We start from the raw sequence: 19,685 nt of genomic DNA, 5'->3' as shown, positions 1-19,685 counted from the left end.
ACCACCTAAAAGACGGCTCTACTATTGTAGAGCTGTCCAGTTATTTAGTTTTGTAATACTATTAATTTCATCACCATATGCAGAGTTTGCAAATAGATTATCTATATTCCATCCACTTGCATAAATTTCATCATTATTTGTAATATATACTGTACTGTTATTATCTGAAACAACATCTCTTACATTTGATAATGACAGTAGTTTAGGAGTTGTAGTGTTAGGAGCAAATGGCTTTCCAAGTCCTATAGCATTAGTTTCGCCCCATCCATAAATTGTATTGCTATTTGTAAGAGCTACTACACCCGATGACCCAGTAGTAATTTTCTTAACATTTGACACCCCAGAAATTAATGTCGGAGTCAATACTTGTGTCGTATTACCTAATCCAAGCTCTCCACTATTTGAAAGACCAGTAGTATAGACTTGCCCACTAGTATTTACAAAGAAACTGCAATAACCATTTTGTGATAGATATGAGATATTTGATAGAGAAGTAACCTGAGTTGGAGTATTAACTTGATCATTATGACCAAGCCCTAACTCGCCATATCTGTTTGCACCCACTCCATACACTATTCCACTGCCTGTTAAAAATAAAACATTAGTCGCTCCATGAGTTATTTGTTTAATATTGCTAACAAAATTGATTTTTACAGGTGTATCCACAATGTTTGCGTGTCCTAAACCTAATTCTCCGTATGAATTTTCTCCCCAACCATACCATTCATCCGATGAATTTTTAACAAAAATAGTATCGCCGATTAAAACGAAGTCTTTTACATTTGACATTTTAGGACACTTAGTTGGTACTGTTATTGGACTAGCTGTAAGTCCAGTATAGCGTTTATTATTACTCCCTAATACGTATATGTCGCCATTGGCTGTTAGGAACCATGTACTAGCTCTACTGGTATTACTTGCAACTTTAATAACACTAGAAATTAATGCTTTATCAGGGGTATCATCATCTTTCCATGATGTTCCAGACATACTCCAAAGTCCATTTCCTTTTTTGTACCATTCCTCATTACCATTAGCATATAAATCTCCACTCATAGTCATCAGATACATTGTACCACCTGAAACAGTAACCTTCTTATTAGTATTAACAATAAGACCACTGACATTTTCTGTTTTTGAAGCTTTGTTTCCTGCATTGTCATATGCTTCAAATAAATAACTTCCATTTGCCGTTGCGATATATGTTGTTGATGAAGAATAAACTATACTACCATCTGGCTTAACAATTCTATATACACCAGATTCACTATCTGATGCTGTTACATTGAAAGTTACTTGTGTTGAAGTAGTAGTTCTGGTAATGCTAAGAGTTGGTGCTGTTTTATCAATATTTGAAATATTAATTGTTTTTATTGCCTCAGTCCCTATATTATCTTTAGCATAAACCGTATATACTCCATTAGTAGACACTGAGAAGTATCCTGTCGTAACAGTAGTGCCTCCAGCATTGAAATATCCTGCTGATTGATCACCACTAGCCCATTTTATTACAGAGATACCATTTTGAGATGTTGCGCTTATGTTTACTGTTACATTTTGATTTGTCCAAGAAGTAGTTGAAGGTGTTAAAGTAATAACAGGAGGAGTCATAATGATACTATTAACAGTAACTTTTAATGCAAATCTATTTCCTGCTTTGTCATATACAGTAAAATTATAATCCCCATTTGCTGTCACAGAATAAGTAGTTTTTGCACTAGAAGCTACACTGCTATCGGGCTTGATAATTCTGTCTACTCCAGAATCAGCATCTATAGCATTTACTGTAATTGTTACTACTCCATTAGATTGCGTTTGTGAAGACGTAGCCGTAGGAGAAACTTTATCAATAGAAGTTATACTAATTTGTTGAATAGTGTCTAAGTTACCTTTATTTTTTGCGTATACATAGAGATAACCATTATTGTTAATTACTACATTTTGGTTATTAGAAAACATAGACGTACCATAATTACTATCGTTTCTAAAATTAGCAATAGAAATATTATCAGAAGTTGAATAGTAATATCTCTTGTCTATTATTGTAGTCTTCTCAGTAATAGCAACATTTACAGTTTTATCAGTATTTGTCCAAGTTTGATTATTAGGAGTTAATAATAAAGTAATGCTTGGTGGAACAGTGATTAAATCACTTGCCTTAACTTCAAACACTTTAACAATTTCAAGTCCGTTTGTATATTTTCGGTAAACACTATATGTACCTTTAGTATCTACAATAAAAGTATCTGCAAATACATTACCATTTGTTCGGAAGTATGCTGCATCTCGAATTCCTGTATCCCATTTCTGAATTTCTAATGCATATGTACTATCATCTTTAACTGTGACCTCTCCCTCTGACACAGGAATTGTAATATTTGGAGTTTTTAAATTTTCTGCTCCAACAGGGAATTTATAGATATACTCTTTATCACTATCATCTTTGTAGTAGATAGACCAAATTCCCACCTTATCTACTGGGAAATTGTTAGCTGTAAATAAAGTACCATTTACCTTCGTGTCTTGTAACGTTTTATCTCCATACATATACTTCTTAACCGTAGCAGATCCTTTTCCTGAGAATGTAAGGTTTGCAATTTCATCGGAAACAGTAACAAAAAGACGGAGGCTATCACTTAAGTCTGGATGACCAACGTTTTCTTCACCACCATCTTTAGTTTTATATTTAGCAACGAAGTTTTCATCTATATATAAACCGTGAACCCAGTTCTTAAATACACTATCCTTCATATGATTTTCTAAAAATGAAGGCATATGGGATATGTCTATTTGGCCATTAGAGTCCAACTTAGCTACTCCGTCAGCAACGCCTTTTTCATCTTTTTGAATAATGTCGTTAACTATGCTTTCGAGGTAATCCGACTGATTTTGTAAGTCCTGTATGAGTTCTATGTATGCTAACTCAGAAGTGCCTAGAGTATCAAAGAAGCCTACTAAAATTTCTTGCAGAGAAACTCTTCCTGTATTATCTTCGAATGATAAAATAACTTTATATACTCCAAGTTCAACTATTTCGTCCTTATTGAATATGTATTGAATATAATCTACTCCATTTATATTGACTTTTTGACAAGGGCGTTTTAAGTAGCCACCTTGAGGGAAGGTGATAGTGACTTCACCTTTAGAAAATGAAGATATATCATATATTTTTTTATTATCATATATAAGGAAATTAATAATAGCAGTGTCTCTTCTTCTGAACGTTGGTACTGATGAGTAGTATTTAAATTTTATATCAGCTTTAACAACCCAACTATTACTTAACACTTAATCACTCCTCTTCTGATTTTATTTCGTTGCATAGTAATCTATAGCTTTTTCAAATTCAGTACACCAATTATCAAAGAATGTCGCTGCATTTCCTTCTAATTCAATATTGTCATTGTGAAGGATAAATTCTCCGATAGATATAATGGCATCCTTCATATATTCTGAACATTCCAGATAATAATACTCTTCATCTAATGTTGACATATCTTCCATTGCCTTTTCGAAGAATGTTGGTTTCCATTTAATAGCACCATTATCGGTCATGATCGGGTTACCGCTAGCGTCCAATTCTGCGTATTTATTTAAAATAATTTGCAATTCTGGCATTAACTTTTCTGAAAGATAAGTACCGACATCTCTAACGATTCTTGTTCTCATCCTAGAAAGCTTCGTACCTTGTATTTTCGCTCCATGTAAGAAATCTGCAAAATAGTTTATTTCATAATTTCGTATTTTGATATTCATATGTATCCTCCTTAGCGTAATCCACTCACAGTAGCTCCACTAAAATCTACATGACCATAAAATCTTGTAGTGTATCCGCTACTACCTATTGATACAGCAGAATCTATATATACTTCTGGAGCAGATATATTCATTGACCATCCTGTAGAAACTATTCTGGCTGTATTGTTAAATACAATTTGTTTTTCTGCACCATAATATTTTTCACCTAAATAGATATTATTACCTACTTTTAAATCGGTATCTATATTAATATCACCTGATGTTATATATCCTAGATTTGCAGATAGAGAACTAATTGAATCTACTTGGATTCTATTTGCTTTAATATATCCAGAGGTAATCTGTTCTGCCTTAATCTTTATAGCATCTACAGTCTCAGCACTCAATGAACCTGTAACTATCCCTTGAAATGTACCAGTAGCAGCAGACAAACTACCAGTAAATACTCCATCTACACCTTTTAATGTGCCAGTAAACGTACCACCGACATTCTCAATATTTCCGGTAGCCCATTCTAATCGTCCTGCAAACCACGCATCGCCATTATTACTTATTTGGAATGTTAAACCTCCAGAAGCATTATAGCCTTTGATGCCAGTACCATCTATTACAACACCTCTATTTGTACTAGTTGAGGTTCGGATAGATAAGCTTCCGATAATTTCTACCATCCCAGTAGCCGCATCAACATTAAATGTCCTTACGCCGTTATTATTAAAAGTACGAATACCTTTTCCATCAATCTGTACACCACGGTTAGAATTGTCTGTAGTTCTAATATCGAATGCACCATCATAAATTCTTAGCCCATTTTTAGACTGAGAAGGGGAGTCTGGATCTTGATATTTTCCTAATTCAATCTTTTTAACGCCGTTAGCATCAAAAATAGTCTGAGTAGTTCCATCAATAGTAAAAAGTCCATTATCGCTTTCTATTACTAATTTGTTTCCTAAGATCATTCTGCCGTACAACCTATTGGCAAATACGCCATTTTTATTAATGGCGACTTCTACAGAATTACCTGCGTCTTTTGTTATTGCTAATATACCGTTATTAATGACAAGAAAAGCTTTATCATCTTGTAAATCCTTACTATAAAACCCTCGTTCCGTCATTGTATTTGAATTTGCTGTACCACCAAGTAGTACATTTCTAGCAGTGTCAAAATTAGAATTAATCATATGAGTAACTAGATTATTTGCATTTACAGCTAAATCAAGTTTGTATTTATTCATATTAACGGTAGTGGAGGTATTGTGAGACGAATAAATCATATTAACTAATTTTGAATTATCATCCTGTAGATCTTTATCGTTAGCTATGATTAACGAAATATCATTATTGTCAAAATCATAACTGATTTCTATAATTTTAGAGGATATACTAATATTTAAAGTATTTGAGATTAATTTAACTGTATCTCCTAAGTTAATCTTATCTCTATCTGCTACATATTTCAGGTCGTTTAAAAAATTAGTGATTTTAAATGACATGGTGATAGCAGGTTCATTAACAATTTTAAAATACTTTGTTGAAGCATCTAGTAAATCTTGTTCTTCAACAATAGTGTCATCAGTGAAGTCTTTGCATATTATGTATTTATTTAATTCTAGTAATTCACTTTTTGTAAAATTATTTTCTGCATCTAATAAATTACGTAAAGTTGCAATAGATGTTTTTATCTTTTCAATTTCGTTTTCTTCGGAATTAATCTGATTCTTTTTTAAATTCATTTCTAAATTTTTATTATTAATTTTATTAATGATTAATTGCCACTCAGGTTTAGAAGGTGCTTCATCTAAATATGTAGCATTAATAATGTCTAAATCATTATTAAGCATCTTCAGTTCAGTGTCAGATACACTCAATTCTTGATTTAATGTAGTCAATTCTGCTTTTTTTGTAGAAAGTGAAGTAGATAAATCTTTAAAATTATTTGCATTATGATCCAATAATTTATTGTATTTTAACAAAGCAATACACAATGCATCGCTCATATATTCAGAATGTTGGATAACATTATAATTATCATCGCATTTGAAAGGATATATGTACCAACTGAAATCTTCTAAATAATTTGAGCCAGTAGGGGAGAGTGCTCGGAATTCAAGTCTTTCACTACCATAACAATACATGCGAGTCACTATTTCATCTATATTAATGTCTACATTATATGACTCTAAATATTTTCCTTTTTTTAATTTCCAGCCTCTGTTCAATCCGTTTTTCTCTGGTTTATAAAATGAAACTTTCTGATTAACTGTATCAAAATAAATAACAGCATTAAATTTTTGAGCTACATCAAATAAACATTGCAATACAGTTGAGTTATCAGTTTCGTATGATCGTTTTAACGAGTTCGAATTATTTACATCAAATTCTACATCGATGTAATCAATACCCCAATCTGTCCCTTCTAAAAAATCAAAAACTAATTGGCTTAATGTGTATGATGTAGCTTCATATAATTTAATTAATTTATTATTTAAAAGGTATCCTGTGCTTAACAAATTATATGTAATAATTTCTTCATCATTAGACATTGATTTACCTTGATTCATTACAACGAAATATTCTTTCGAACCTTTGAATTGAAATTCAATTAAATAGTAAAGTTTAATCTCTGTAATAAGAGGGTTTTCAATTAAAAGGTGATTTCGGTCAATATGAGAAGGTATAGAAAAGGAAAGTTCATTAATAGCTCCTAATTTTAGATTCAACTTTAAATCGTAAATATCTTTTAATTTAAAAATTCGACTTTTGTCAGGTTTACAAAGATATATATTAGGTGTAATTTCTTTTTTGGATAAGATATCATCGATATATACTGACAGGATATTCATTTATTTATCTCCTTTAATAGTACAATGGTCTATCTTCATTTAAATATTTATATTCAAGGTAAAATTCACAATCAAAATTCCCCTTAAAAATAAAACCTGCTGACGAGTTTCTATCAAAATCCAACCAAATGTCATTATGATTGTTATGTAGATATCTGTTATGCGATTTTTGTAGACTACTAACAATTTCTTCATTTTCACAATTAACTTGTATAACTTCTTTGTTATATAGATTTGATAATTTAAATTCTTGGCCATTATTTTGATTAGTAATAGATATATCTCCATCACCAATTTTTGAAATTTTAAGTTGGGGGCGTATAGTTACATCTCCCTCGTTGTAAAAATACACTTCGTATTTGTCTCTTACAGATAAATCATGTCTAATGAGGGGAGAATAGCTGTATGGTGAGTCACATTTAATATTTAAAGTTACATAACCATTCTGACATCCGTTATGAAGAATATTGCTGTTGCCCTCGATAATTGCATAAAAAATCCGATTTGGGTTAGATTCTAAAATTAGAGGTTTATAATAATCTGTAAACATCCATCTAGCTATCTCTCTTAAATTATTTCTATCTTCCCAATGTTCAATAAAAAAAGATAAAGAAAAAGAGAGTGGATTATTTTCCACTCCCATAAAATAAGGTCTATCTTTTCCATTTATCTTTTTCTCTCTGATGGAACGTTGTGGTAAAAAAATATCTTTATAAAGTCCACCGTCCTCATTGATTAGCACAACGCCCATGTCTTCACTTGACACTCCATCATACGTGAAATTTAGAGATTGGTACATTACCATTTACCTCCTTTTTCTCGTTTTATTTTATTTACAATAGTTTTACCAAATGTATCCGCTTGTTCTTTGGTAGCTTCTATAATATCTCCGAATTGAATTTGGAACACATCTCCACTTGTTTTCAAGTTAGCTAGAGTAGGTTGTGGAGTAAATTTAGCTAGGATTGGCTTTATGCTACTCATAACTTTATCCATAACATCAATTGAGTCGAAAAATCCTTTTGTATCAGCTTTATTCAACATAATTTCATTAGGATGAGCAATAATAGCTTTTCCTCCCTTACCATCAATACCAATTCCAGTCCAATTCATGAAGCCTCCGGTATCAAGCGAAGCTATCTTTTGACGCATCAGCTCTCTAGTCGTGGCATTATCGATAATTCCTAAATTAGATTCGAAAAATGATTTCAACTGGTTAACCTGTGCAGAAGTGTATGTACTCTTAATTGTGTCGAATGTTGCACTTTCCGATATTTTTGAACCGTTGTTTCGACCTTGTGCAGCAATACTATCAGCTTTACTTTTTAACGCTGTTTTTGTATTCGCACTTAATGACTGGTCAGGTACAAGCTTTTCGTAAATAAATTTACCTAGCATAACTTTCATGTTTTCTTTAGATAAAGTTGAAGGATTCGTAGCCTCGTGCTTACCTCCAGAAATAGTACTAATAAATTGTTCTATGAAGCTATCGTATTTTCCACCTAGAATTCCTTTATTACTATTAAAATACTCATATAAAGTGTCCATATCTGCTAGAGTAAGACCTTGAATAGATTTATTGAAATTAACGTCTTCTTTGGTGAATTGGGTACTACCATTATCCCTACCTTGGTTTGCTAACTCTTGAGCTTTTTTACGAACAGTGTCTTTATCTTTTCCGGATGCATAAGGGGAGACATTATCAAATAAGAATTTACCTAACAATACTTGTAAATCACCTTGAGATAAATTACCCTTAGATGTTTCAGCACCTTTTCCATTCTCCGTATTAACGTCGAAATTAAGTGAACCGTCATCTTTTGATACTTGACTAGCTTTGAATTGTTCCATTAAATTTAAAGCTTCTTCTAAATTGTGAATTACGTTATTTCTAATTGAAGTACCAACAGCTCCCATAGTACCGTCAAGTGTATCTGCTAGTTGAGGCATTGTAGCTCTCATTTCATCTGCAAATTTTTTGAATTCAGCATCAACATTTTCAAAATGACCAGATAATATAGCTTCTCTTATTTCAGCAAATTTTCGTTCATCATTAAGCAAATCTTTATAATGCTTTTCCCAATATTCTTTTTCCCGATCAATCTTATTGATTATATTTTCATGTTCTTTATCTTGAAGCTCAATTTTTCCATTTATCTCATCTTCTTTAGTTTCAAGAAGATCATTTAAACCTTGCTTTTGAAGCTCGATATCACGTCCATGACGTTTTTCTGTAATATCTTTATCAATTTTGTCAAGTTGCTCTTGTAGTTTCTTACGTTTCTGCTTTGCTTCATTAGAATTATCTAATAATAGGAGATTATATTCTGACTGTAATTTGTCACGCTCTTTCTCCAGGTCATCAATTTGCATATTGTAATCACGTTCAGCTTCTTGACGGTCTATGAGTTTTAGCTTTTCTTGTACATTTTTTTTAAATAAGTCCATTTCATCATTAAGCTGTTTGATGATTAGCTCATGCTTTTCATTCTCACGCTTAATTTCATCATCAAGCATTTTTATATGCTCATCTCTACGTTCTTGGACATATTCTTTATATGCATTGATAGCTTTCTCTGCAATATCCTTTAACTTCGATTCCTTAGCATCTTCTTTTTGTTTCGTATACGCCTTGATGGCTACTGTAGCATTTACATATGCAGTTTGCTCATCTTGTATCATTTTTGTAACTTGTTCTACACGTTGAGCAGTAATATCACGTTGCTTTAATTCCGCATATAAGGCGTCTCTGGTTTCTAGATGCTGTTTGGCTAATCTTTCTGCCCCATCAATCATAACATCTGTATATTTTTCATAATCAACAGAACCTTCATCAAACATTTTTCGAATCAATTCCGCTTGATTAATATCATAATCAATATCACTTACTTTTTTATCTGACTGTGTTTTAATATTGACTAAAATATCAAAATCGCCATTCTGAATATCAATCTGTAATTCTTTTACTTCAATATTTAACTCTTCGATTCGTTTCTTTGCAGACTCTAAACCATCACCAAAAAGTTTGTTTCCATTTACTAGAGTCGTTAATTGAGTTAATTCAGCACGATTGGAAATTTGTTTTTCTCTCATTGCATTATTTATATTTGCAAGAGTTTTTACATACCTAGCAGAAGAAGTATCTAATTCTTCGAGTTTAGCTTTTTCATAGGCAATAGTGTTATCTTGAGTTTGACGTTGTTCATCAAACTTTGACATATATGATTCAAGCTTCTGAGTGCCTACATCCCAAATAGCAAAGTCAATTTCACTGTTAGCCATTTTTAACTCATGTAAACGCAGGGTATACTCATCTACAACTTTAGCTGAAACAGTACCACTCTTAATGACACCTTCAAGGTAAGTAATTTCGTTTTGATTAACTTTCTTTTTATCATTTAAGGCAGAGGTTTGCTTATCTAATTCTTTACGATAAGACTCAGATGATACAGTAAGCGTTTTAAGTTTGTTGTCGCTTGCTTCTATTAAGTTATCTATATTTGTTTTCTTTCGTTCGAATCCAGATAAATAGCTATCAATAATTTCACGCTGTTTATTTTCTACGACTTCTATCTGTGCCAAAATCTGTTGTTGCAAAGCAGCTAACTCAGACTTAGCTTTGTCAATCGCTTGTTGAGTAGAATCTACTGTAGATGAAGAACTACTGGAAGAGGTAGAGGTAACTGCAAATTTCCCATTTTGAGCGTTTTTGATGTATGAAGATGGGTCAATTGGTTTTCCGTTTTTATTAATTTCATAATGAAGATGAGAACCATCGCCAGTTTTACTTTGTACCCTTCCAGAATTACCAATTGTACCTATTTGTGTACCGGCAGAAACTGTACTATCAAGCTGTGCAATTGCTTTTTGTAAGTGGGCATAGATATGTTTAAGACCATTTTCATCTTGAATTACAACAACATTCCCATAAGTCTTACTCATATTAAATTTCGTTGCATCGCCACTAGCTATAACTTTACCGGATACATTTGCATCTAAACGAGTACCTTTAGGACTAGCAAGGTCAATTCCACGATGAGGACCCCCAACAGTAGAAGAGCCAAACCCACTTGTTTTAGGAGCGTTCCAACCACTTAATTTTTGATTAGACATGGTAGTAGTAGAGGATGACTTACTAGAGACGTTACCAGTTAGTTGAACCTTTCCTGAAGCTATTTGTTTTTGTAATGAAGCTTCTTGTCCTTGCATAACCTTAAGTTTTTCTTTTTCAAACTTAATTTGTTCTTCTAAAGCTCTTCTATATTCAGCAGAGTGTTCAGGGAATTTAGACTGTAATTTTTGTTGCTTTTCAATTTCTAAATTTAACTCTTCTAGTTTTTGTTTGTATTTATCGGTTATATAGATGGAGTTTTTTGTTGCTGAAGTATTATTTTTTGTTGTTGAAGTATTATTTTTAGTAGTTTTTGTAGTATTATTTAATGAAATATTAAAGCTATCGATAGTGCTAATATCTGAGTCTAATGATTTCTGTAATGCATTTAATTGAGAAGAATAATCACTAATTTTAGTTTGAGCTTGACCTAATAATGTACCAGAACGATAAGCACCGTACCCGTAAGTATAACTATTAGGGTCTTCATTCTTCATATTATTTACTTGCTCGTTATAAACTTCTTGTAATTTTGCTTGAAGAATGCTTAAAGCTTGTATATTCTTTTTTATATTCTCAATAGTTGCTTTTGTAAAACTTGCTTCATCAACAACACTTTGTTGTTGGATGCTTAATTTTCCTTGTCTTGCAAGTTGATATGCTTTTAATAATGTTTCATTTGCATGATTTTCAGCTTGTATAGCTTTAATTTTTTCTGCACTTAATGATATTGCTTTACCGTCTTGATCAAGAAGAGAAGGATAAAGTTTATTCAAGCTATTCATGACTAAATCACGAGAATTCAAAATATCAACAAGGCGCTGTTCTTCAGCGGTTAAATTACTTTTTTCACTATAGTTTCGGATCTCTTCTTCGGTATAGCCCTTTATTTGATTAGTTAACATCTCATATTGGAATAGTAGGTCTGAAGTGTCATTTACTTTTTTCTGAGAGACCCCCGCTAGCTGTTCATAAGAAGTTGTGAGTTTTTCTACTTCACCTTTATAGCCTTCAACTTTCTCTTTTGCTTCAGCGAATGTTAAATTATTAACCTTCATTTCCAACGATAACTCTTTTTGTTTCTGAGTAGTATCCTCATATCGCTGTTTTAACGATTCCATAATGCTATTAACTTCTTTTTCGCTTAAGCCTAACTTTGACAGGTCACCAGATATATTTTCCATCTGAGATTTAGCTTTATTTGCCATTGAGTCGAAAGTTTCAGAAGTGGCATTCTCCATGTTTTGGAAAGACCCGATTATATTATTAATTACTGTATTGGCATCTTCATTCGAAAATAAAGATGTTAATGATTCTTGCAAATTGTCTAGTTCACTAAAATCTGTAGCAGCAATTAATTGTGCTGCAAAGCCTTCAGCATTGGTTTTTAGGCTATCGGTTAATTTGTCGTTTTCACTTATTACATGAGCAATGTTAGAAATATAGTCCGATTTTTGCGCTGAAATATCCTGATTGAGTTTGTTTTCATTATCGCTTATTTCTTCCAAGCATTGTTTTACTGCATCACTTAAATTTTGATAATACTCCGCTAATTCATAATTCTCATCTTGTATAGCACTAGATTGAAGTTTTTTTATTTCTTTTATTTTGTTTTTATAATCTTCAGTTGTTTTTAGTAAAGGTTTTCCGTTTTCCAGAAATGTAATGTCATCTGGAATAGTACTTGCTTTATGATGTAACTTTTTAGCGATGTCAGTTTGATTATCCTCTAGTTCAGAAATAGATTTCTTTCGAGTTTTTATATCTTCATCACGTTTTTCTTGGGCAGCTTGTTCAGCAATTTGTGCTTCTAAGGCTTGTTGTTCTTTGAGCAGTTCGATTTTTACTTTCAATGCTTCTGAAGAACCGATTATCTTATTTCCAAATTCATCCTCGCGGGCAACAATATGAGGTAAGAATTCTCCAAGCTGATTAGAGATATCTTGAAATTCAGTTAAGACAGAAGGATCAGTATTTCCTAATGCTATTGATTTCTCTAATTCAGCAAATCTTGATGATAGACTTTCAATATCTGGAGCATGGGCAACATAAGAATTAACAATGTTCTTTTGCTCTGCTTCTAATTCTTCAGCCATTTGTTTGATTTTAGCGCTGCGTTCTTGTAATTTGTTTATACCCCATTCTGCAACTACTAATGCTGCTCCAATGCCAGTCGATGCAAGAAGTCCTCTTCCGATTGTGGCAAGACTGCCGACTGCTGCGATTCCACCGACTTTATTAGAGGGTGTTTCTGCATCTATCTTTGCTGATGCTTTTTCGCTATTTTTTTCTGCAGTTTTAGGGGGATTAATTTCAGCTGTTTTGTTCTTAACTAGTTCTGTTATTTCAAAAGCTCTAGTTGCTCCATCAATAAAAGAGGTTAAGAAATTTGTAGAATTTTGAGCAGCAGTATTCGTATTGTTTCCAAACTCGATAATTCCCTGGTTAATCTTGTCTAATTGACTTGGAATTTCTGAGATGCCTGCGATATTTAAACCTTCACCAAGTTGGATATTTGTAATTTGGTTATTTAGCTCAGTGATTTGGGATGTTAATTGTTCGAAGTTGGTAGTATCTGCATATGCTTTTTGTAGTTCATATATGTTATATAAATTGTTTTCTAAAGCTTGCAGATTTTGTTGGGTTTCTTGAATGCCAACTAATTTAAATTGATTAGTAGCGACTGTTTCAATTTCCGATTTCAACTGTGATACGAAATTTTCAAGGGATTGGAGATCGCCAGTAGGGACTTTTGCCAGCTGCTTATAAAATGAGTTTACATTTATTTTTATATCTCCAAATGCTTTATTAAGAGTATCAACCGATTTTACAGAGTGAGTAACCTGCTGTTTAAAATCATCGAAAAATGAAAGGGTAGGGGATGCTCCGCTTCCAACATTTTTGAGTTTTAGATTAAATGCTTCTAGTTGCTGTTCTAATGCTTTAATTTGTTTGGCGTACTCGTTAAAAATTTGAGTGTTTTGTCCTTTTACTTCCAAGTTAATGGTTAGATTAGGTATGTTTTTTAAATTTTTTATGTATGTAGTAATATTTTTTCTCGAAATCTCGTCATTGATACCTAGAGCAACTAATAGCTCCGTTGATTTTGTTTGTCCACCACCAGTACTCAAACGATTTTCCCTCCTAATTATCTTACTTGCCTATGCCATCTTCAGTGGATTGTAAATTGGTGAGCTCTTTCTCTAGTTCTAAATATTTGATACTTAAATTTAGTCGCTTATTAATTTCCTCTAACACATTGGAAATCTCATGAATTGTAAACATTTCAGTTAAAAATATTTCATACCAGCCAATGTCAACTAGATGATTCATCGTAGCAAAATGAGTTTCTATTGGTTTATCTTTTAATTCACTTTGTAAGTCCGTAAAATGTTTGATGATTAAAAATAGAATGTAATTATTTAATTCATTATCATTTTGAAAGAAATCCAATTTGTTTTGTTGAATGTATTCAATCGTATTTGCTAAATCACTTATCAAAATTGTAATTTTACGCTTGCTAAATTTTGGGTAATAATTAATGTATTTTCCTTGATCTTTATCAATGTAAAATTTTTGTTTCTTATTTAAAGCATCAGCATTTTGTTGAATGTCTGCTAATGTTAATTTCGTTTCACGTTTCGTCATCTTTGAACTCCTTCAATAGAATAAAGAGGGTAGAGAATTGAATCTCTACCCATTTTATATTATTTCACTTAAATAACATCTACTGCAATTGTTTCACTAAACGTACCATCAGATACTTCAATAATCGTTTGATCATTTGCTTTTGCAGAAGTGCCTAAAGCAATGACACCATCTGCATTAACGCTTGCAATTTCTGGAGCCTTAGATGTCCAAGTTAAATCACTATTTTGTAAAAGTACATTACCGTAGCCTGCACCTCGAATACCTAATACGGTAATGCGTTGAGAATCACCAGCAACAGAAGAATCAAGAACTAAACGAGATGGATTTGCAGCGAGTGCAGTGAATTGTACTTTTTCCTCAGATAAATTACGAAGTTTGATATATGCATAGTTTCCTTTTTTATCTGAAAGTGCGCTACCAGCTAGAGAGGAAGAAGCAACGCCTTCATGTGTCATTGAAATTTCCACGGCTCCATTAGGTTTGAAGTTTGGTACTTCAATAATGATTTCTCCAGTTTTTCCGTTATTAGAACGAATATCTACATTTAATTCCATACGAACAGCCTTAGGGAAAGAATCCGCAGAGATTTCAATTGTATCCATCATTTCCTGAACAGCATAGACAACCTGAACCTCTTTTCCGGCTAAAGTAGGGACAGAGATCTCTTTACCAGTAGGGGCATATTGAGTGAACATACCGTTTAACTGCTCCACATGTACCTTACCAATAGGTGTATCAGCTAACGTTCCTTTACCATTTGCATCAAGTAAAATAATTTCGTCAGTATAGTATTCAGCTAGTTGATGATTGATGTCTGTACCATTTTGTAAAGCGATATAGGCAGTATCGAAAGCAGCATCTTCAATAGAGAATGTTAATTCCTTTTGATAGTTGAGCTCGTACACCTTCTTAGAACCTTTACCAGCGTGAATTGCCTGTGTTTGAATTGCTTGTGTCATAGATGAATTAAGCAGAGTTTTACCATTTAAAATTAATTCATCTGTTAAGCGATCAAATAAACGAACATTTGCTACTGAAGTTAAAAATTGATTTTGTTGTGTCATAAAAAATTACCATCCTTTTAGTTATTATTTTTGATATGAACTAGGCTCAAGTCCTAGTTTTTTCATTTGTTGGTCAAATGCTGATTTCGTAATAATGACATCCTCATTTTTCTTCGGCTCTTCAATATGGCCTAACCAATAGGGGAGATCATGTTCATTTTTAAGTTCAATCATCCCGGAGTAGCGCGCATTAAGAATGGCATCACTACTTAATATATAGTCCATGCGAATTAATCCTTTGTGAAATTGATATAGAGTTAAATGCTCAATTTCATGGTAGGGTAAGCCGGATTTACAATGATATGCAATTATTTGTTGTTCTAAATCTGCTTGTCTTGTTTTTCGTTTAGCCATAAACGCACGAGCTTCTTGAATGGCCTTCTTTGTACCAGGGTCGATAAATTCATCATCTAAATCAATAAGATTTTGTTCACTAATGATGGTCTTGATTTTATCAAAATCGCGTTCATGCAAAGAGATGCCATTGACAAGCATAAAAGCCATACCTTTTTCATTCGTAGAAATTTGTATATCCTCAGTTTTGAAAACTAAACGAAATAATGAAATTAATTTTTCTAGTATTTCATGTCCACCGTCGTTTTGAGACATGGCCAATAAAAATAAGAAGTAAGACATTCTAATTATTTCTGGTTGTTGAAAATCGTTCTTAGGCAAAAGTAAGCATTGCACAGCATCATAAAATTCATCTGCATCCTTCATTTTTACAGGATAAATATTTAGCCCTTTATATAAAAGGGGTTTCCCTAATGCCTTTTTAGTAGTGATATTCATGATCTAAATCCCTTAGGCTGTTGTCCTGAAGGCATAATGTAAATCCAACGATAACCTACAAAACCTTTAGGTATATTTGTAATGGGGTACCCGCTATGGAATCTTAAATCCCCAATTTCCTCAACATCCTCTTGAAACAATACTTCATTTAGCACTTCACCGAGCCAGTCAAGGCGAAAATCAATAGTGTTAACAAAATCAGGTGTATATAAATCAAAAATATATTGCTGAGTACTTGAATAAGGATTATCTGTAAATTGATTCAAGTTTTTTAGATAATTTTTTTGAGGCATACGAGGACCTGTGTATAAACAGATTCTACAAATGTTTGTTTCTGATGCTAAATCATTAGTTTTATCACCTATAACTATTAAATTCTTGAGTATACTATCTTTCTCAGGTAATTGAGATACATCCACTTTTAAGTCATCAAGTGGGTCATCTAATTGATCTTTTGGTATGTAGTACAGTAAACGAAGGAGTTTCTCATCATTTACCAATGAGTGATAAAGCTCGGTTATGTTTTTTACTATTTTCATTCTCCTTTATCCTCCTAAAGAAGAGCGCAATTTTGAAGGTTTCACTATTAATTCAAATTGAAAAGAGGTTAGATATTTTTACATTAATTCATACATACAATGGTCATCACCTTCTTTCATGTAATATAGATAGTCATTAAGATAATCATGTTGGGCCAACTATTTTTCATAAACATTACTTTAAGTCAGATCCCTCTTTTATTGATATGAAACCTTCATGGTAGGTCTGTAAAAAGGTTTAACCTAAATTACAGCCCTATTAGAAAATTTCATTTTATTAGTATGTATTTTAAATTAATTCACGTATTAGATAGAATCTTCTTCCACATCTTCAATACCAAAGGCGATAGCTTCAAAATAAGAAGTATTTGAAAATGTGTTATGTCTGCTAGAGCCTTTTTTAATTTCTTTTTGCTTATAGTGAGAGAGTACGTAATTATCTTGCAATCGATGTTGTGAATTTTGGTTTTTAAGTAATTTTGTTATTTCTCTACGTCTTTTATTTCGCTTTTTAGTTTCCTTAATATACTTTAAGTTTTCTTCTTCTAGTATCAGTTCTTCTTTAGTGAAATATCCTTTTGTCATATAATAGCCTAGCATATCTAATAAAACGATTGTATTATGAGTTTGAGAGGTTGAACTTAAATATACGTCCAGTGTGATCTCCTCTCCTCGATAAACGGTTTTCTCATTTTCTAGAATGGATTGTATGTATTGAACTCTATCCTCTATTGGAAGCTCTAAATTCAATTCAATTATCGTATTAGGTAATTGTAATTTCATATGTATTCTCCTTCTACTTATTAAGGTGACTAGTGTATATGTAAATCCACTTTTTTCGCCCAAACGAACGAACCGTTTATTTTTTGCATTTCTTACATTGTGAATGGAATAAATCTTTACTGCTACTATTTAAACTAAAAAATTCATCTGTTGCTGGAAGAATATCATTACATTTACTACATCTTTTTGTTTTTAAATGTAATGTATTTATATAGGTAACTTTTCTCCACTGTCTATCGTTCTCCTGTTTAATTCTAAGACAAATGGTATTAAATCTACTTCCTACTGTTTTAACAGGTATTCCTAAAATTTTTCCTATAGTATAATGAGAATAGTCTTTAACAATATACTCCAACAGCAAAATCTGCTCTTCATTTAATGATTTTTCAATTAATTCATCTAAATCAGCGAATAAACTGATGACATCTGTGTTCATTTTTAAAGAATTTGTTGCACAAATGCCTTGATTAAAATTTGTATCGTCAATTGAACCTCTATATGTTAGCAGTTCTTTAATGACTGTTGTATCTGATAATACTAGTTGCATATATTTTGTATCTTTACTTGTTTGAAAAGCCATAACTTCATCTCCTTTTGTTTTTCCATATTTATGCTTTTTTCTATTATAAATCTATTTTAAAATAAATCAATATTTTAAATTAATTAATTTATTAATTTGCGTAAATTTCTAATTTTTACTGATGTAAAGTAACTACAAAGTATATTTTAAGTAAATTAATTTAAAAAATATTACATTTTAAATTTGCGTGTGTTACTATTAAATTAATTATACTTAAATTGGAAAAATGAGGGAGTGTGGAGAATTGAAGATTGGAAAAACTAAAGAACTATTAATTGAAGATATTAAAGCAAAAATACCCTTGTTAGTTCAAAATCATTTAATTTTAGATGAGATTTCTATACAGCTTCATAAACATAACATAAGCATAGGTAATATCCTTGAAATGATTAATGACGAGAATATACTTAGAGAAGCGAATTTACAGGAACTATTATTGCTAGGAGAACAGCTTTATTTAAAATTTGCAGACACTGGTGATGACTGGTCAGAAGAATGGCTTAATCCTTCAGAAATGAAAGAATTAAGATTATACATAAAAGAATCACCGTATGAAGAAACTATCACGTTACCATATACTTTTGTGAATGTTCTTAAAACAGGACATAATGAGTATGTCGCAGTAATTCCAAACTCAGTTATTGGTAAGCTTTGGATGAGTGGTGTTACGATGTATAACCCAAATATTCAGCGTCAAGCAAGAAAGAAAAAAGTGGAAAATGGGATTATCGAGGTAATGAATTTAAATCCAAAATCTTTACGAGATATTGAAAAACAAACTATAGAGGGAGATTTAATAACTTCTACTTTACGCTACAATGCAAAAGTAGGCTCTGGAACGGATGGGATGGAATTTTTTTATGATGAAAGAGAAAAATCTCTTACATTGTTAGAAGGTACTTTATTAGATGTTTTAGACGGGGCACATAGAACTTTCTCGATCTATAATGCATATATGAAGAAGGCCGATTTGGAAGGAAATATGATTGTCATTTTTTCTAATATGACAGAGGCTCAATGTAAACGGGTTCAAGTAGATATGGCAAAAGCCAATCCAATCCCTAAACCGAGATTACAAGAATTGGCTAAAGATAAATTATCAGACGAGGTTGTCATTGAATTAAAAGCTGATGGAGAATTAAAAGGGAGAATTACATCAAATTCTAATGTTAAATATTCATATGGTGAAGTAGTTACCTTTTCAGAATTGTCTAATGCTATCGATAATAGCTTTCATTTAGAAAATCGTCTAGAAGTCATGAAAGTGGCTAAAGTGATAAATGACTTTATGATGTATCTTTTTGCGTACTATAAAACAAATTTATTTGATAAAAATTCTTTAATGTTTAAAAGCAGAATGTTTATAGGTCACATTGAATTAGCTGCTAGAATGTTTGAAAATAATATTTCATTTGAAAACTTAAATAAGATTTTAGACAAAATTGAATTTACAATCGATAATCCTTTATGGGACGAAATTGGTATTCTTAAATATGGTAGTTTCAGTTCACGTAGTAGAACAAAAATTCAAAATGTATTTAAACAATTAATTCAAGAATGAGG

The 19,685-nt window shown here is 31.9% G+C and carries 12 protein-coding genes; 1 reads left to right on the top strand and 11 read right to left on the bottom strand.

Features of this window, described 5'->3' with window-relative positions:
* Window positions 1-21: 21 nt before the first annotated feature.
* The 11 genes from ACZ11_RS13605 to ACZ11_RS13555 all read right to left on the bottom strand — a co-directional run bounded on the left by ACZ11_RS13605 (window position 22) and on the right by ACZ11_RS13555 (window position 18,122).
* Window positions 22-3,288 carry an RCC1 domain-containing protein gene (locus tag ACZ11_RS13605; protein ID WP_049666902.1) on the bottom strand — a complete coding sequence of 1,089 codons (3,267 nt, stop codon included), beginning with the start codon at window positions 3,286-3,288 and terminating at the stop codon, window positions 22-24.
* Between the two features lie 21 nt (window positions 3,289-3,309).
* On the bottom strand, window positions 3,310-3,756 hold the full coding sequence (locus ACZ11_RS13600) for a hypothetical protein (protein ID WP_049666898.1): 447 nt from the start codon (window positions 3,754-3,756) through the stop codon (window positions 3,310-3,312).
* 11 nt (window positions 3,757-3,767) lie between these two features.
* Complete coding sequence (locus tag ACZ11_RS13595; protein WP_049666897.1) at window positions 3,768-6,602, bottom strand: phage tail protein; 2,835 nt, start codon at window positions 6,600-6,602, stop codon at window positions 3,768-3,770.
* Window positions 6,603-6,615: 13 nt separating this feature from the next.
* Window positions 6,616-7,401, bottom strand: coding sequence for a distal tail protein Dit (locus ACZ11_RS13590; protein ID WP_049666895.1), 786 nt, complete (start codon window positions 7,399-7,401; stop codon window positions 6,616-6,618).
* A complete protein-coding gene (locus tag ACZ11_RS13585; protein ID WP_049666891.1) occupies window positions 7,401-13,844 on the bottom strand; it encodes a peptidoglycan DD-metalloendopeptidase family protein in 6,444 nt (2,147 codons plus the stop codon). Before ACZ11_RS13585 ends, ACZ11_RS13590 begins: the two co-directional genes overlap by 1 nt.
* Window positions 13,845-13,866: 22 nt before the next feature.
* A complete protein-coding gene (locus ACZ11_RS13580) occupies window positions 13,867-14,361 on the bottom strand; it encodes a hypothetical protein (RefSeq protein ID WP_049666888.1) in 495 nt (164 codons plus the stop codon).
* A gap of 68 nt (window positions 14,362-14,429) precedes the next feature.
* Window positions 14,430-15,428, bottom strand: coding sequence for a hypothetical protein (locus tag ACZ11_RS13575; RefSeq protein WP_049666885.1), 999 nt, complete (start codon window positions 15,426-15,428; stop codon window positions 14,430-14,432).
* A 24-nt stretch (window positions 15,429-15,452) separates the two neighbouring features.
* Window positions 15,453-16,220, bottom strand: a complete 768-nt coding sequence (locus tag ACZ11_RS13570) for a hypothetical protein (protein WP_049666882.1) — start codon at window positions 16,218-16,220, stop codon at window positions 15,453-15,455.
* A complete protein-coding gene (locus tag ACZ11_RS13565; RefSeq protein ID WP_049666881.1) occupies window positions 16,217-16,759 on the bottom strand; it encodes a hypothetical protein in 543 nt (180 codons plus the stop codon). Before ACZ11_RS13565 ends, ACZ11_RS13570 begins: the two co-directional genes overlap by 4 nt.
* A 306-nt stretch (window positions 16,760-17,065) precedes the next feature.
* Window positions 17,066-17,542 carry a hypothetical protein gene (locus ACZ11_RS13560; RefSeq protein ID WP_049666880.1) on the bottom strand — a complete coding sequence of 159 codons (477 nt, stop codon included), beginning with the start codon at window positions 17,540-17,542 and terminating at the stop codon, window positions 17,066-17,068.
* Between the two features lie 76 nt (window positions 17,543-17,618).
* The gene (locus ACZ11_RS13555) at window positions 17,619-18,122 is read right to left on the bottom strand and encodes a sigma-70 RNA polymerase sigma factor region 4 domain-containing protein (protein ID WP_049666879.1); all 504 of its coding nucleotides are present in this window, start codon (window positions 18,120-18,122) and stop codon (window positions 17,619-17,621) included.
* 244 nt (window positions 18,123-18,366) lie between these two features.
* On the opposite strand from ACZ11_RS13555, the gene ACZ11_RS13550 reads away from it, so the two are divergent.
* Window positions 18,367-19,683 carry a ParB N-terminal domain-containing protein gene (locus ACZ11_RS13550; protein WP_049666877.1) on the top strand — a complete coding sequence of 439 codons (1,317 nt, stop codon included), beginning with the start codon at window positions 18,367-18,369 and terminating at the stop codon, window positions 19,681-19,683.
* Window positions 19,684-19,685: the final 2 nt, after the last annotated feature.

Source organism: Lysinibacillus xylanilyticus (genome assembly GCF_001183605.1).
Lineage (GTDB): Bacteria > Bacillota > Bacilli > Bacillales_A > Planococcaceae > Lysinibacillus > Lysinibacillus xylanilyticus.
This window is presented reverse-complemented; position numbering and strand designations above follow the sequence as displayed.